Here is a 15,966-nt window from a genome sequence, read left to right on the forward strand (position 1 = left end):
TCCGTTGATTAGTAGTGATCGTTTGTATAGAAATCCCCCAACTACATCATAAAGTGATCATAAGCTGTCCTAGCGATGCGGGCAATCATGCGTTCTCCATCAGCCACCGAAGGATTGCCTTGCGATAGTACAGCAATCGTAAATGCCCCTTTGTCTTTAGGCATGTAGACAATTCCCACGTCATTCACAATACTGCCGATTGTGGTATTTTCCGAAATGGTAAAACCGGGCGGTAGTGTTCCTGTCTTATGAGCAACTTTTGCCTGACTAGGTAACAGCTGAGGAAGGCGATTCTTAAATTGCTGTCTACCTAAAATATCCATCATTCCATCTGTGGACGTTTTTGTTAACAGCTGCTCATTAGCAATCATCTCTACCAGGCGACTCATTTCCGTAGCCGTCGACACATTGCCCCTCTTGTCAGCCTTAAAAACAATGTTCTCCTCGTCAAATTCTCGAGTAAAAAATTGAGCGTAGATCTCGGGCGAGTAAGGATGTGGTTCCATCCCGACGCATAGACTCAACAACTCCCAACAACTATGATTGATAAATGTATTTTCCAGTCCAAGCTGCTTCATATAAGAGTCTACATTTTGCACTCCGATCATCTTAAGGAGTACGTCTGTCGCAACGTTATCACTCACAATAATCATAAGCATGGCCAAATCTTTCATGGTGAGCTCTACTCCCCAGTCAAGCGAGGCGAGAATAGTTGAACCAGGCACATTGTCTGTTTCTGTGATTGTAATTCTTTGCTCAAGAGTCTGTTTGCCCGCTTCTACATCACGATATAAGGTAGCAAGAATAGGTATTTTAAAGACACTTGCCAGTTGAAACAGCCTATCCGCATTGATGCTCGCCTCTTCCCCTGTCTGTAGATTTTTCACTGCAATGCCAAACGTTCCTCTCGTTTCGCGTAAAAGGTCTTCTAGCTTTTGTTGTAAACTCATCTTGCATTCTCCTTGTAGGTGAAAGGTGAATTGACTGTTCATTTTTTACATTTCTCAAACTTTAGGACAAATTCAGTATCTTTATCGAGTGGAAAAATAGGGCGCTGTATCCGCTTGTATTGAAATAAACTTAATTGTAGGCAAGAGAGTCCGGGTGAGTCTACCGGGATGATACGGGCGCTGATCGGTTCATAGGCGGCTCTAAAATGTTGACTTGATTTCAATCCGACAATCTTGTAATTCAACACATTGATGCCGTGCAGTAAGAATATTTGTTCATCAAGTACTTGCGACTTTACGGAGCAGATTAGTACGTCAACTCCGCCTATCTGTAAACGAGCAGACTTCCCATAATTTTCACGAGTTCCTTTACCCATTGGAGAAGAAATCGTAAATTGTCCGTCCGTCAAACTTTTTACATAGGCTGTGATGGATAAAGGCTCTCCGTGCAGCGTATCGGTCTTGCCTCCCAGTTTTACGTCAATGGTAGCGCCAACGCCAGCTTGATGTGCAAGTCTGGCTACCTCCGGATCGTTGATAAAACCAAAGCATGCATTCTCAAGCTTTGCTTCCAGCATGGCTCTTAGTAAGTGAGTACCATCTCCGGGTGAACCGCCTCCCGGATTGTCAGATGTCTCATTAATCACGACTGGCCTACCCTCTGTGCGGAGAGCTTCCTGTATTCCTTCAGCAGGAGTAAGAATCTGGGGAGAAAACTCCTCTCTCTTTTCCCAAACCAGCCTGGCCACATCGTCCGCTACTCGCTTCGCCAGTTGCTTGTCGCCATCAGTCACAGAGATAATGGAAACACCAACATCCGGGATATCAGTATAGGGAAAACCATGAAAGAAAACGCAATCGATGACTCCCGGCTCTTTTTCCCATTTCCAACACGCCTCATTAATATCCTTTGCAGGAGAGAGATTGGTGGTCGAAGTAGGAATCATCAGCGGTAGCCTTGTCAAATACATGACAGGTTTGCATTCGCCCCGCACCATGCGATAGGCAAGATCTACTGCTTCTATCCCTCGTTCATACCCGTCTGTGTGCGGATACAGATGGAAACCAAGCAGTGCATCAGCTTCTGCGACCATTTTATCGGACAGATTTCCGTGCAGGTCGAGAGTTGCGATAAGCGGAACGGAATACCCGACAACCTGGCGCACAACATGTAAAAGGTCTCCTTCTAAATCATCGATCCCCTCAACGACTCCCGCGCCATGGAGGACAAGGCAAATGGCGTCTACCTCTCCCGCTTCCATGATTCCCTCTATCAACTCTTGCTTAATCGCTTCATAGGTTTCTGCTGTGATTGTTCCATTCGGATACGTGAAGGCAGCAAAAGAAGGGATCACCTCAATGCCCAGCTCTTCCGCCCGATCAATCATACCTCCTAAAGGATCTCGTACCCGTCTATGTTTTTGTAGAATCGTCTGTCCGCGTTCCCACTCCCATAATTTAAAAAGCTCAACCGTTGTTGGTACATTGGAGAACGTATTTGTCTCATGAGACACTACACCGACTACCATTTTCAATTCCATTTCCCCCTTTATTAAATACAAACGCTCTTTCGTAAGCGAAGTGATATTCAAGCTATGAGGTGTTATTTTGTGAGACGAACGTCATTTAAGATCATGTTCGAATAATAGCCGTGCAGCTTAAATCCATTGATCCCGTTTGTCGCTGTAATCGTTTCTGTGGAAAATAATGGAATCCAAGGTGACTCTTTCACCAAAATTTCTTGTACCTGCTCGTAAATTTTCAATCTCTCTGCTTCATTCAGCGTGCTACGTCCTTTGGCTAACAAATCCTGCACTTCTTTATTTTCGTAATGCATACGCTTCTGACCGTCTTTGCCAAACTGAAGATTTAAGATATCAGCGTCGTACCAGCCATAGTACAGGAGATACGTATCAAAATTACGCTTCACTGCTTTTTCTTTAAGAGTTGCAACATCATTTACATGAATCTTCAAATCGATACCTACTTCTTTGAGCTGACTTTGCAAGATTTGTGCTGTGCGTTGGAAGTAAGGCTCAGCTGTAACCAACAATTCAAAGGAAAACGGTTTTCCATCTTTCTCTACAATTCCATCCCCATCCATGTCGGTCCAGCCAGCATCTGCCAACAACCTTTTGGACTTTTCCACATCTCTCACGTACATTTCCTTTGCCATGTTTTCTACTTTTTCACTGTATCCAAAAATATTTTTAGCTAGTGGACCATACACAGGCTTGGCGAATCCTGACAAAGCGACCTGAATGATCGGCTCACGGTCAATTGCTTTAGCAATTGCTTGTCTGACACGAACATCTTTAAACATAGGATTCGCATTGTTAAAACCAATATATTTCATACCCATTTCCGTAGCCCTATGGATTTCTACTCCAGGAAGGCTTTGTAGTTCTTGTACATAGTTAAATGGGGCACCATATAGAACCTGAATCGTTCCTCTTTTAAATTCAAGAATACGTGTATCATCGTCTTTCAAAAAACGGAACTTGACTTGATCTACGTGAAGGGGCCCTTTATTTTCTACATAGGATGGACCCCAGTGGTAATCTGGATTTTTCTTATAGGTAACAGAAGCGCCGCGATCCTGCTTTTCAAAGATAACTGGTCCTGTGGAAGAAGGGTTTTCGCCAAATTTCTCCCCCACTTCGTTTAATCTCTTTGGATCCATGGCTGTGATGAGACCAGTTGTGACGACAGCCATAAACGGTGCAAATGGCTCCTTAAAGTAAACATGAACCGTTTGGGCATCGGGAGCTTCAACCTTTTCAATAGGGCCCGCCATCACTGCTACAGATGAGGTTTTCAAAAAACGTTCCATGGTGAGTTTTACTGCTTCAGCTGTTAACGGTTCACCTGTGTGGAAGGTAACGTCCTTGCGAAGCTTGAACGTCCAAACCTTTCCATCGTCCGAAATATGATAGGATTCTGCCAGTCGAGGTACTATTTTCCCTTCAAAATCTCGAGTGATCAATGGTTCATAGATGATTCCAGCAGCATCATCAATCCAGGTCGCTTTCGTGATATCCAAGGTTTCTGGTTCAATCAAGGCTGAAATTACTAAGCTACCCCCATCTTTTGGAGTTGGGTTAGCAGATGCGTCTTCTCCAGTCGCCGGAGGTTGGGTGGCTGAACAGCCCGCTAGTAGAAGTACGGATAGCAAAAGATTCAACCAGGTAGAACGTTTCCTCATGTACATCCCCCTTTTACTCTGTTTACATACATCCGTATGCCGTGCAACGGGAAGAAGAACGATCCTTTATACATTCTTCTTGGAAAAACGATTATAGGAAAGTGGCTCACTCGCAATAATCGTCTCTGTTTGCTCTGTAATCAGTTCAGCGACGAGCTTGCCTGTAATCGCAGCCAAGCTAATCCCGTCCCCTTCATGACCGGCAGCGATAAAGTAGCCGGGAAGCTCAGTCACTCGTGAAACAATCGGTAAGTGATCTTCCGTCCACGGACGAAATCCTGTAAACGTGCGTATCGTGCTCATCTCCGCCATCTTGGGGTAAAAACGAATCGCTCTTCGCGCTATGGCACGCACCACGTTCGTATCCACGCTCGCATGAAATCCTACGAATTGACGGCTGCTCCCGATCAGGAAATTTTGGCTTTCCGTAGGTTCAAATACCAGAGCTACGCCATACTTTTCCGTTTCTGAATCTACTTTCCGCTCACCTCCGAACTTTGATAACAGATAACCGATCTCCATGACGTTTCTTTGTCCGACAGGTAGTTGTCTCGAAGCTACGATGAGGTGTCCTTTTCGTGGAAAAATGGGAATATCAATCCCGACCATTTTTCCTACTTGCGGCGCCCACACTCCAGCAGCGTTCACAACCTGCTTAGCGGTCAATTGACCTTGCGTCGTCTGAATCCGATAGGAACCACCAACCATCCTTTCTGTGTTTGTCACCTCCGCTTGCGTCAGGATTACTGCTCCGTTCTGCTTGGCACCATCCGCTAAAGAAAAGGTTAAAAGGTACGGATTGACCATAGCGTCCGTCGCACATTCAAGACCGCCAAGCAGATCGTCGGCAAAATACGCTGATTCTTGCTTGATATCCTGCCGATCAAGCAAGCGGAAGGGAAGTCCAGCTTCATTCTGTCGCCTCACCCATCTTTGTGCTACCTCCATCTCTTCCTCGGTTTCACACACGAGAATACTGCCAGGGGCGCGATACTCAAAAGGTAATGTAAGCTCCTGACTCAATCCCCGCATCAACTGCTGGCTTTTTAGCGACATTTGGCTGTCAAACCCCGGTTCCTTCTCAATAGCCAGGATGTTGCCGTCACAACGTGAGGATGTGCCACTGGCCAGATCGCCCCGTTCAATTACGGTTACGCTTAAACCAGCTTTTGCTACGTAGTAAGCGATTGCACACCCGACAATACCACCGCCGATCACGGCTACTTCGAAGTGAGATTTGTTGATCATAGTTGATCTCCCTGATGAAGAATTCATATTTTCATGGAACGGAAAGTTGCAAGTAGCGTGCCATTTCGTAGGTGTCATGGCTACCTGGAGAGAGTGTGTGAATTTTTACACAATTAAACGATGAAAGTGTATAATCCAGGTAACATTGTGTAATCGTTTACACACTGATAAGGAGGGTTTTTTTTGAAGCATCAGCTCCCAACTCTGGAACAGCTCCTCCAAAAAGCTTCTGGTAAAGATCTACAAAGCAGTCAGCGAAGAGAAAACCACTCGTATATCTCCATCGATACCCCCTTATCAGAAGTCATTCCCTTATTTCTAGAGTGCGAGCAGATTGTGGTCACCGATGCTACCTTGGAACCCGTCGGCTCGCTGCAACAAGCCCAAGTCCTACAGGCCATGTACCAGGCGTTTCAGTATCTCGATGCCTATTTCAAAACGCTGATTGAAACCTTAGACTTATCCGTTTCCGTAATCGATGAGCAGGCAAATGTAGTCGTGTGGTCGGAGATGGCAGAGCAACTCTTTTCGATTCCTGCTTCCGATATGTTGGACAAACCAATCACTGATTTTTTCACTGTCGATATGTTGGCTATGTTAAAAACTCTTCAGACTGGTGAAGCAGTCTACCGCCAGCATCATCAACCGCGTGAAGATCTGATTGTTTTGATTAACACCAAGCCAGTTATGCTCAATGGAAAAATTGTTGGCTCAGTCGCCGCGGAAGCCGATATTACCAGCCAGGTCCGCTTACATCAGGAGTTGCATGATGCGACGCAAAAGGTACTTCATCTCGAGCAAAAAATGGCCAAGCTAAGCCCTTCTACAGACCCGTTCCAGCAAATCAAAGGAAAGAGCAAAGCGATCAAGCGCTTAAAAAACATGATCACGATGTTGGCCACGACGAAAACATCCGTGCTTATCTTAGGGGAAAATGGCGTAGGAAAAGAGCTGTTTGCCCACTCTGTCCACAACATCAGAGAGGCGCGGGACGCACCGTTTGTTGAAATCAACTGTGGTGCGATTGCCCCTACCTTATTCGAAAGTGAATTGTTCGGATATGAAAAAGGTGCTTTTTCCGGAGCTGATCAAAAAGGAAAAAAAGGGATGGTTGAACTAGCCCGTGGCGGTACGTTATTCCTAGATGAAATAGGTGAAATGCCGCTCGACATGCAGGTGAAACTGCTGCGCGTCCTGCAGGAAAAGGCTTATTACCCTCTGGGTGGAACCAAAAAAATCGAAGTCGACTTCTGTGTCATCGCAGCAACCAACCGGGACCTGGAAGCAATGATTGCAGAAGGAAAGTTTCGCGAGGACTTGTATTACCGTTTAAATGTTTTCAGTCTGCTCGTACCTCCACTGCGGGAACGAAGGGAGGATATTATTGAACTCGCCCAATTCTTTTTGGACGAATTTTCCCTTCGGTATCACCGCCCGATTTACGCTATTTCACCTATCCTTATGGATCATCTGCTCGATTACCATTGGCCTGGCAATATTCGCGAGCTTCGAAATATGATGGAGCGTCTGGTTGTTTTTTCCACAGACGGCATGATCAATGAAGAACTCCTGCCATTCTCACAGCCAGTTAAAACAAGGAAATCTCCACCTGTTTTGGAGGTAGTCGAGCATTCGCTGCGAGAAGAACAGGATCAGCTTGATCGAAAAATCATCCAGCAAGCGTTGGCACTTGAAAAAGGCAACAAACAAGCGGCAGCTAAAAGACTAGGCATCTCACGCAAGACCCTGTACAACAAAATGAATAAATTGCGTATACCGATCAAGTGAAATAGCCCACCGCTTTTTTCGGCATGATTTTTGCTTTTCCATTTTGGGTAGTGGAAAGATCCATAAACAATTGCCACTATGACAGGAGGAAAATCGTGCTGAACAAAAGAAACGTCATCATCTGTCGCTGTGAAGAAGTAACATTACATACGCTCCAAGTGACAGTAAGTACCTATCAATGTTCTTCCCGAGAGCTCAAGCTGAGAACCAGAGCGGGAATGGGCTACTGCGGCGGCCGCACTTGCCGTCAACTCATTGATGCAATTGCTTCCGAGATAAGCAGCACAGTCCCTGGAAATGCGCCCCCTCTCGGTTATCAGCCTCCTGTTCGTCCCGTATCCTTTGATTTGCTCGGAGGTACCAAATGACGACGTACGGAAGAATTGAGCACCATCCTGTTCTTGGCTCGCTGAAAGAACGCAGCAGCATCTCGTTTTTCTTTGATGAAAGGGAATTCACCGCTTACGAATCGGAAACGGTCGCTTCCGCATTGCTGGCTAACGGTGTGCGGACACTACGCGTTCAAGAAGAAACAGGAGCTCCACGTGGCATTTACTGCAACATTGGCCATTGTTATGAATGCCGTGTCACGGTAAACGGTGTGCAAGGAAAAAGGGCCTGCCTCACGCTGGTCGAATCAGGCATGAAGATTACTTCTGGGATACAGTTGCCTACTCCTTTGCAGAAAGGAGCAGTCCAGAGATGATCGATGTTTTAATCGTCGGGGCTGGACCGGCCGGTCTCTCAGCAGGGATTGCCTGCGCCCATCATGGCCTCAAGGTAAAAATTGTCGATGAGTTTACTCGTCCGGGTGGGCGATTGCTTGGACAACTCCATGAAGAACCAAACGGTACCTGGTGGAACGGACTAGAAGAAGCAAAATGCTTGCATGAACAGGCTCGAAGATTGGATGTAGAAATGGAATGTGGGGTATCTGTTTACGACGTGAAAAAAACAAATCAGGGCTGGCGAGTTGATACATCCCATTTCAGCATCGAAGTGGCCAAGCTGCTCCTCGCAACCGGAGCTGCCGAGACGGCGGTACCCATACCCGGATGGACACTACCTGGGGTCATGTCAATTGGAGCGGCACAAGTGATGACAAATGTTCAGCGTGTCAGAGTCGGGGCACGAGGTGTGGTCGTAGGCGTAAACGTCTTATCAGTAGCGATTACTCGCGAACTGCAGCTTGCGGGCATTCAAGTCGAACGAATGGTGTTGCCAGCCCGCAATGTGGTAAACAAAGAGACAGGCAATCCTCTGAAGGTCATGCAATCCATTCTGCGTGTTGCCCACCTCGCCCCCTCTGCCATAATCCGCTTGGGCAGCAAATGCTTGAAATCAGAAGCTTTGCAAAAACTGGCGCTGCGCTTCTTTCCGAGCAGTGGCATAAGCATGTGGGGTGTCCCCATCCAGCTCAAGACAGTCGCTTTGGAGATCATTGGCGACAAACAGGTGGAAGGTGTCAAACTAGTCAAAGTAACCCCGACAGGCGAGCCGATCCCAGGCACCGAAACAGTCGTACCAGCTGACTTCGTTTGTATTGCCGGCGGGCTATATCCACTCGTTGAACTAGCTGCGGTTGCTGGCTGTCCATTTGTTTTTTTGCCGCAACTGGGTGGTCATGTACCGCTACACAACGAACGTATGCAAACCTCGCTCGCGGGCTTATATGTAGCTGGCAACATTACTGGCATCGAAAGCGCAAAAGTAGCGATAGCCCAAGGAACTGTTGCAGGTCTCTCCATTGCCGACGATCTCGACAAGCTCCAGGATAAAAGCCTTCTCTGTGCAGCGATTGAACAGGTAGAGATCGTTCGTCAAAATGCGAGCATTCAATTTCAGACAGATATCAAACAAGGCCGACAGTCTCTCCATCGCATGTACGAACAGCACCTTTCCCGTTTCAGAGAAGAAGCGAAAAGACCTTCATCGAACATTTTAGAAACAAATGTTCTCTGACCACTTTTCAACTCTTCAATTTCCAAGTACAATAGGAAAGTATCAAGGAAGGGGTGTTTTTATGAATAAGACTGACCTAGTTGCCAAAGTAGCTGAACAAGCGGAGCTCACGAAGAAGGATGCTACATCAGCAGTGGATGCTGTCCTCAGTGCAATTGCTGAGACATTGAAAGCAGGAGACAAGGTATCGCTCATCGGATTTGGAAATTTTGAAGTGCGGGAGCGCGCTGCTCGTAAAGGGAGAAATCCTCAAACAGGCGAAGATATTGAAATCGCTGCGAGCAAAGTACCTGCCTTTAAACCAGGTAAAGAGTTGAAGGATGCTGTAAAATAATCTCTACATAAAAAACGCCTCGTTTTTTAACGTGGCGTTTTTATTATAGACTTTCGCTCGAAGATCCCCTCTATCGCCATAGGAATGAGATTTCCAGACGTAGAGGGGATTCGTTTATCCAGCTACTCTAGCTTTGCAGCTGCATCAAAATTTGTGGGTCTTTAATTTTTGTATCCTCCGCCAGCATGACGATTTTGGACAAAATCTCTGCTGTTTTCGGATCTTCATCGAGGAACGGCAGGAAAATACGTCCACGATGCTGCGAATGAACCGGAATAATATGCAGCGCACCTGTTGCCTGTTTGTAAACCATACCGCTTCCCAAATGCACGGCAAACTCTCCAAGGCTTCCATCCACACGCGCATAATTTCCGTCTAGTCTAACATTTTTCAGCTTCAACAAACGAAGCGATTCCTGAACGATCGCATGGCGCATTTCGATTGTCGTCAAGCTCGCTTCTGGGTCTACCCCTCCGACATGAGCAACGCTCACGACAAGATCTACGTCTCTCATCACCTCGGAGAACAAGACCGGTGGCACTTGATCAAGTCCTACACTTTGGTAGGTCGTACGATCCTTGAACGAAATGACCTCAAGAGTAGGAGCTTCCGTATCAGACGGAGAGAACCAATCGGCCATGGCATACAGACTCGCAATCAGATTTTCTGCATAAAACACTTTTTGCAAGCCTTCCTCATAGCTGACTGTCCACTGGCGGCCTCGAAGGAGAGCAACTGTCTTTTTCGGCTGTACCTGATAGCCTGCATAGCGACGAGAATGCGTCACATGTGCCAGCTCGTCAGCGTTTGGTACGTACAATTCTCGGAACACCTGCTTGAACGGCTGGCGAAGCTGCCTGTCGAAAAGATCGCGCTGGAACGTACTCCACAGTCCGCTCTTGTAAAAATGCACCGGATGGGCAATCTGCACCTCGTCTACATCTGTTAAACCGACAAGCTTTCCAGATGGGTCACGGAGCGATTCGATTTCTCCCTCATAGTATCCAAGATGATCCCCAAACTTGAAGACCAGAGAACGGAGCATCGGACGAATGACAGGATTGCCGTCCAAGCCTGCCAATTCCTTGCCGGTAAAGGAATTGCCTGACGTCATGGAGCGCTCCAGCTCGTTACGTGCCCTGCGGTACTGCTCGGTAAGCTCCGACTTCATTTCTTTTAATGCAAGGATATACTCATCCTTCTTGTGCTTCGCTGGAACGGACTTAAGCTCCTTGCCCTTGCGGCTTACATAAATCTCCGCTTGCCCCTCGGCGTCAACAACCAGCTGCACGGTCGTCTCTTCGTCCAGATTATTCGGCTCAAAGTAGGCTCGCATCTCATCCACCTTACGCGCTTCCATATCCCATTTCAGTCGCGTAACATCTCGGTATCCGGCATTGCGCGCCAGATTGTCCAAGGCTATAAGTGAAGCAACACTTTCACTCGCCCTGCGCTGAGCCCCGAATTTCTTGCTTTGCAGAAGAAACTGCTGGATAAAATCATAGCGCTCACGCAAATCCTGCTCCCGCTCTACGCTAAGTGGAATCAAGCTGTAGCTGAGCAAATGATCCTTGTTTCTTTTTTCTGCGACCGACGACTGCATTTTTTCCAGCTCCAGCTTACCGAGAGTCGCATCGGCAAACAGCTGTGAACGACGATGGTTGGCTCCTGCAGAAATGTATTTGGCACACTCATACAGTAGCTTGAAGCGTTTCTCACCAAGTGTCTGATACGCCTCCTGGAACCAGCGAATGTCAAACGCTCCATCATTGAAATCCTGCGGTGTGATCGGAGAGTAGTGCGCAACGACCGTCTCTTTTTCCGCCGAGAAGCTCTCGTTGATATGTGCATGGAAATACCATGCGGCACTGCGTAGGCCTTCCCAGCCCAAGAGCTCCGCAACGATGTCAATCCATTGTGGTGCGTACATCGCTGCCTCTAGCAAACGCTTCTCCGTAATGCCTTTCTGTTCCTTGAGTAGCTTGCCCAGCATAGCAGCGTCTTCCCCTGCACGTGGATGGCAATTTTTCAGAAGATGACTGAAGGCTTCCTTTTTCGTCAGATTGTCATTGTAGCCGTATATATACCCGCGTACAAATGCATCCCGGTCAAGCCCCGCCAAAAGGCGTACCCAGTACTCCATTCCCTCGATGCGCTGCAGTCTGGTCACAAACGGCGTCACCTCTGTAGGCAGATCGCCTCGTGTCAATTCGATGCTGACGATGCGATCCACTGCTGTATTGCGAATCGCGAGCAGCTTCGGACGCTCCTGCAGTGTACCGTATTGTCCAGAAGTCAGGCTCCACATATAGCTGCGGCTGTCACCGCTACCGAGAAGTGCTTTATACAGCTCGGCTTCCCCGATAATCCCGGATTCGAAAGCACGCAGTCTGTCATCGAGCTGATAGGATGAGCTTCCGTGTGGATGATCGACCAGCTGATCAAATGCAAATGCCGTGTGATAATACTCCTTAAAGGACTGGTCATCGTAGAAACGCAAGCGGGCCATATTCAGCCAAGGGCGTGCTACCACCTCAAACAGCCCCTTTTTGTTCGTTCCTTCCCAGTCTTCCGTGTCCTGAATGAGTTTGTTTATTGCCAAAACCGCGAGCTCAAACGTCTCTTTTTTCTCACTGTCCAAATAAAAGGCGCGAACTAATAGATAGGTCTGATTACTGTAAGTAAGCTCCTTGAACACCTCTTGAATCTCAAGCATTCGCTGAAGCGGATATACCTTTTCAATGTACGCTTTGCGCGGGCCTTCCAAAAGCTTGTTCTTTCTCAATTCCGCGTAATCCATCTCATCGGAGAAGGCGCCGTAAAAGTGATCCAGGGTATGATCAAACGATCTAAGCACCGTGAAGAAATACAGCTGCATCAGCTCGTGAGCGGTAAGCTGGTTCTGCTCCAGGTAGGCGCGCCATTCTTCATGCAACGGATAACGCTCCAGATAGGGGACTGCTTCTTCCTCTTCTGATACGTTGTAATCATTTTTCAACTCGCGCAAATTCGTACCGACCAAAAGCGTATCCTTATAGCCAGAATAGTACTCGGAAACGTATTCCACATCGCGATGCTTATGGACCAGCTCATCCAAGCCCTGCAGAAATTTTTTCGCTTTTTCAAAAGGAAGCGTGAACACGTCTTCTTGTAGCGTAAATGTTCCGACGTCCTTTTTCTCCAACAGCCATGACTCGGTTACCTTTGGATCAAACAAACCGAAGCCCTCTGTTTTACTGGCTCCGCTTTTTTGCCCCAGGCTGTCCAGCATGGTCTGTTCTTTTGCAGTCGGCTCTGCGATTAATTCTGTCAGCGAACGCAGGCGATCCATTTGCTCTGACCGCTCATCGTCCTTACTGATTTCAGCCAGCACCTCTAAGCCGCCAAGTCGCTGCAGCTCGTTTCCTGCCTGCAGCAAGCGTGTCAGCGAAGTGGTGACCTGCTCCTCCGGCTGCTTGAGCAAAACCCCAATCGTACTCTGACGCAGCGAGCCGGTTTTTAGCTTCAACAAATCCTCCAATTGGCCAAGCTCATCATCTGCGAGTACGGTTCCTTTTAATTGCTCTAGTGCATGCTCACGGTTTTTCATACTTTTATCCGTCAAGCTCTCCAGAATAAATGCGCGTAGCACCGGATTGGCTTGGTCAGTCATAAAGTGGGACAATAAAGCACCGCGTTGGTCAGGGCTCAGTCTATCCTTGCGGGAGATCAGCTGTTCAATGAAGTCTGTGTCCATATCGTAGGCTGTCAAATAAAGCATCTTTTGGACAGGCAAATCAGATGTGTACTGGACATGGACAAAATCGAGCGCTTTTGATGGTGAAGAGTACTCTTTGGCCATATTGTCAAACATCGCGAGCAGCTTTTGGAAGTCTTGGATACGTGCGTTCTTGTCCTCCAGCGCTTCCATACGGTCGAACCGAATCGTCGGCTCATCCACTGCCGCTCCAGGCCTACCCCAGATCGTATAATAGCTGTAGCAGTAATTGGTCAGCACCCAATATTGCAGCTCCGGATCGGTCACATCAAGCTGCTCTCTAGCCAGACGCATCCGCAGCTCGCGGTTTTGGCTGTTGATAAGTACGTACTGGGCAACGATTTTCTGGTGACGCTGACCTTGTTTCATCAAACGTTCGATGCTCTCGTACAAATCTCTTTCCTCGTACACTGCAGTCGCCCACAGTGCGATAAAGATCTCATTGGCATTACTGCTGTCCTGCCATTGCTTCCGCACCTCAGGCTCTGTCAGTGCACGATACGCCTGCTCGATCAGCTGTCCAGCCACACGTTGATTGGCTGCTTCCAGATTCATACCTGTCCAGACACCCAATGCACGGACTACCGAGCTGTATCGGATGTAGCCTTCATCGATGATGAGCCTTAGAATGCACAAGGTTGCCGCAAGTGTTCCTTCGTCCATCCGCTCGACGATGCTTTGGCGCAGTCCTTCTTGCAGTCTCGCTGCTTTAAGCAGCTCTCCTATCATCTGATACATATCCTCCTGATGACTCAAAAAGATGCCCTTGATCATCTCGTGCGACAGCAAGGCTGTCTGATTGTCGCCATAAATGATTTGCGTAAGTGCTTCCCGTACCTCTTGATTGCCCCGGTCCAGCTCATACCCGATGAGGTCCCCGATACCACCTCTGACATGGTAGTTCCTCGATTGCGGATAGTCTGCATTGCTTAAATAGTCCATCAGTTGGAATTGCTCTCTGTCCATCAGCAGGAGGGTGACGGTTTTTTGGATGATTCGCTCCAAATGTGCGGCAGCCCCAGTCGTGCGGTACGGGCGGCGATAGTACCCTTGTGCATATGGGTATTCTGCCGCGTGCTTGATGATGTAGCGTAGCACCTCTGTCTGCTCGTTGCCTATTACTTGCTCCAGCACCTGTACAAGCGGATCGAACAGGCGGCTCTCTTCATCGTTTGCTGCTTCCTGCAAATAGTCCTTGCACTTCTCCAAAGCCTCTGTCTCGAGATATCCCGTTTCACTTAGCCCGATCAAAAGGCGGGCAAGAGGTTGGAGTTCGTTTGCCATTCCCTCTACTTTTTGTTCAAGCATAGTCTCATATTGTTGTTTCTGCTCCTCGTTTTTCATCTGAATGCTCCTCTCACCATAAGCTTCCAGCCAGCATCGTAAAGCGAATCAGCACTACCTCATCCTCTTCTTGCAACGAGAGTGGCGCCTCAAGCTCTTCTGCTTCGTCGTCTGCTATAAAAACGCGATACAACCCGTCTTCAAAAGCCTGAATCGCTGTATCGATTGCTTTCTGACAATCTGGCAAATTTTCGTTGTATACGGCACCGAAGCCGACCTTTCCGTTCTCCGCCTGCTCCTGTACATCTCCTTCGGTTAAATACGGTACGAGTGAAATCGTTTGCTGTTTATCCACTAAACCGCGAATATTCCACTCTACCAGAGCTTCCAGTAATTCCCGCAATGTCTTCGGAGTTTGTTTCAGCTCAACAGGAATGCGGCTAAGAGCATTCTTGCGTTTGCCGATGCTTTTGACGGTTACAGCGATCCGCATCTTTTTAACCTCTTCCTTTCATCCACCAGAGTTTCAGCTACCTGAACCTATTCTACTAAACCATGCCTTGTTTTTCCAAATTGGTAGAGTCATTTCCATCATGTTTCGTTTTATGTACCTATTTATGTATGAGCTCTGGCAGAACGATAGACCTACTATGACTTTTCCTCTGTGGTATATAATGAGGAAAGAAGAGTGAGAACAAAGGGGGCAAAATCGGATGAACACCAGTCCAAATATCGTGGAGATCGCCTCTTTGATCGGAGAACCATCTCGCGTCTCGATTCTGGTCAGTCTATTAGGCGGAAAAGCTCTACCTGCCAGTGAATTGGCCCGCTCAGCCCGTGTGACTCCGCAAACAGCCAGTACGCATCTGGCAAAGCTCGTAGAGGGTGGCCTGCTCATCAGCGAATCTCATGGACGGCACCGCTATTACCGACTGGCTAGTGCAGAAGTAGCGCATGCGCTGGAAGCTCTGCTCACGATTGCGACACCAAAGCCTGTTCGCTCTTTACGGGAGTCCGATCAATTGCGGGCGATGCGATTTGCCAGAACATGTTACGACCATCTGGCGGGGGAAATCGGCGTTGCGTTAACTCAAAAAATGATTGAGCAGCAGCTGATTGAGACATCCGGACAGGATTATGTCCTGAACGAAGCAGGCAAGCAAAAGCTGCTGGCACTCGGCGTAGAGATTGAGGGCAAGCCCAAAAGCAAACGACGCTTTGCAAGACAATGTCTGGACTGGAGCGAAAGGCGTCACCATCTTGCGGGAAGTCTCGGAGCATCCCTGACGAAACGGTTGTTTGAGCTGGGATGGATCGAGCGTCTGCCGGGCGGTAGGGCGGTTCGCATCACATCAGACGGCGCAGCCGGACTTTTCACCGAATTCGGCCTGCAAATAGAAGACGGGAAGCAGCTCTTATAAAGAGTCACTTCCCGTTG

The 15,966-nt window shown here is 47.9% G+C and carries 12 protein-coding genes; 6 read left to right on the forward strand and 6 right to left on the reverse strand.

Annotated features, from left to right (window positions below):
* Positions 1-41: 41 nt before the first annotated feature.
* The 4 genes from ADS79_RS25435 to ADS79_RS25450 form a co-directional block, all read right to left on the reverse strand.
* Positions 42-950, reverse strand: coding sequence for a serine hydrolase (locus ADS79_RS25435; protein WP_049741263.1), 909 nt, complete (start codon positions 948-950; stop codon positions 42-44).
* Positions 951-988: 38 nt separating this feature from the next.
* Positions 989-2,485, reverse strand: coding sequence for a M81 family metallopeptidase (locus ADS79_RS25440; protein ID WP_049741264.1), 1,497 nt, complete (start codon positions 2,483-2,485; stop codon positions 989-991).
* Positions 2,486-2,553: 68 nt separating this feature from the next.
* Positions 2,554-4,155 carry an ABC transporter substrate-binding protein gene (locus tag ADS79_RS25445; protein WP_236700103.1) on the reverse strand — a complete coding sequence of 534 codons (1,602 nt, stop codon included), beginning with the start codon at positions 4,153-4,155 and terminating at the stop codon, positions 2,554-2,556.
* Positions 4,156-4,221: 66 nt separating this feature from the next.
* Positions 4,222-5,403 (reverse strand): NAD(P)/FAD-dependent oxidoreductase, encoded by a 1,182-nt coding sequence (locus tag ADS79_RS25450; RefSeq protein WP_049741266.1) that lies wholly within the window; start codon positions 5,401-5,403, stop codon positions 4,222-4,224.
* A 183-nt stretch (positions 5,404-5,586) separates the two neighbouring features.
* Here ADS79_RS25450 and ADS79_RS25455 point away from each other — a divergent pair, with 183 nt between their 5' ends.
* The 5 genes from ADS79_RS25455 (at position 5,587) to ADS79_RS25475 (ending at position 9,487) form a co-directional block, all read left to right on the forward strand.
* Complete coding sequence (locus ADS79_RS25455) at positions 5,587-7,191, forward strand: sigma-54 interaction domain-containing protein (protein WP_049741267.1); 1,605 nt, start codon at positions 5,587-5,589, stop codon at positions 7,189-7,191.
* Between the two features lie 95 nt (positions 7,192-7,286).
* A complete protein-coding gene (locus ADS79_RS25460) occupies positions 7,287-7,559 on the forward strand; it encodes a (2Fe-2S)-binding protein (protein WP_049741268.1) in 273 nt (90 codons plus the stop codon).
* Positions 7,556-7,897 (forward strand): (2Fe-2S)-binding protein, encoded by a 342-nt coding sequence (locus ADS79_RS25465; protein WP_049741269.1) that lies wholly within the window; start codon positions 7,556-7,558, stop codon positions 7,895-7,897. The genes ADS79_RS25460 and ADS79_RS25465 overlap by 4 nt, the downstream gene beginning before the upstream one ends.
* The gene (locus tag ADS79_RS25470) at positions 7,894-9,153 is read left to right on the forward strand and encodes an NAD(P)/FAD-dependent oxidoreductase (RefSeq protein WP_049741270.1); all 1,260 of its coding nucleotides are present in this window, start codon (positions 7,894-7,896) and stop codon (positions 9,151-9,153) included. The genes ADS79_RS25465 and ADS79_RS25470 overlap by 4 nt, the downstream gene beginning before the upstream one ends.
* 61 nt (positions 9,154-9,214) lie before the next feature.
* Positions 9,215-9,487 carry an HU family DNA-binding protein gene (locus ADS79_RS25475; protein WP_049741271.1) on the forward strand — a complete coding sequence of 91 codons (273 nt, stop codon included), beginning with the start codon at positions 9,215-9,217 and terminating at the stop codon, positions 9,485-9,487.
* A gap of 127 nt (positions 9,488-9,614) precedes the next feature.
* On the opposite strand, the gene ADS79_RS25480 is transcribed toward ADS79_RS25475, so the two are convergent.
* Together ADS79_RS25480 and ADS79_RS25485 are read right to left on the reverse strand one after the other, a co-directional pair.
* A complete protein-coding gene (locus tag ADS79_RS25480) occupies positions 9,615-14,588 on the reverse strand; it encodes a DUF4132 domain-containing protein (RefSeq protein WP_049741272.1) in 4,974 nt (1,657 codons plus the stop codon).
* Positions 14,589-14,601: 13 nt separating this feature from the next.
* Positions 14,602-15,021 (reverse strand): hypothetical protein, encoded by a 420-nt coding sequence (locus tag ADS79_RS25485; RefSeq protein WP_049741273.1) that lies wholly within the window; start codon positions 15,019-15,021, stop codon positions 14,602-14,604.
* 220 nt (positions 15,022-15,241) lie between these two features.
* Between ADS79_RS25485 and ADS79_RS25490 the strand changes: the two genes are divergently transcribed.
* Positions 15,242-15,949 (forward strand): ArsR/SmtB family transcription factor, encoded by a 708-nt coding sequence (locus ADS79_RS25490; protein WP_049741274.1) that lies wholly within the window; start codon positions 15,242-15,244, stop codon positions 15,947-15,949.
* Positions 15,950-15,966 lie beyond the last annotated feature (17 nt).

The organism is Brevibacillus reuszeri (genome assembly GCF_001187725.1).
GTDB classification, from domain to species: Bacteria; Bacillota; Bacilli; order Brevibacillales; family Brevibacillaceae; genus Brevibacillus; species Brevibacillus reuszeri.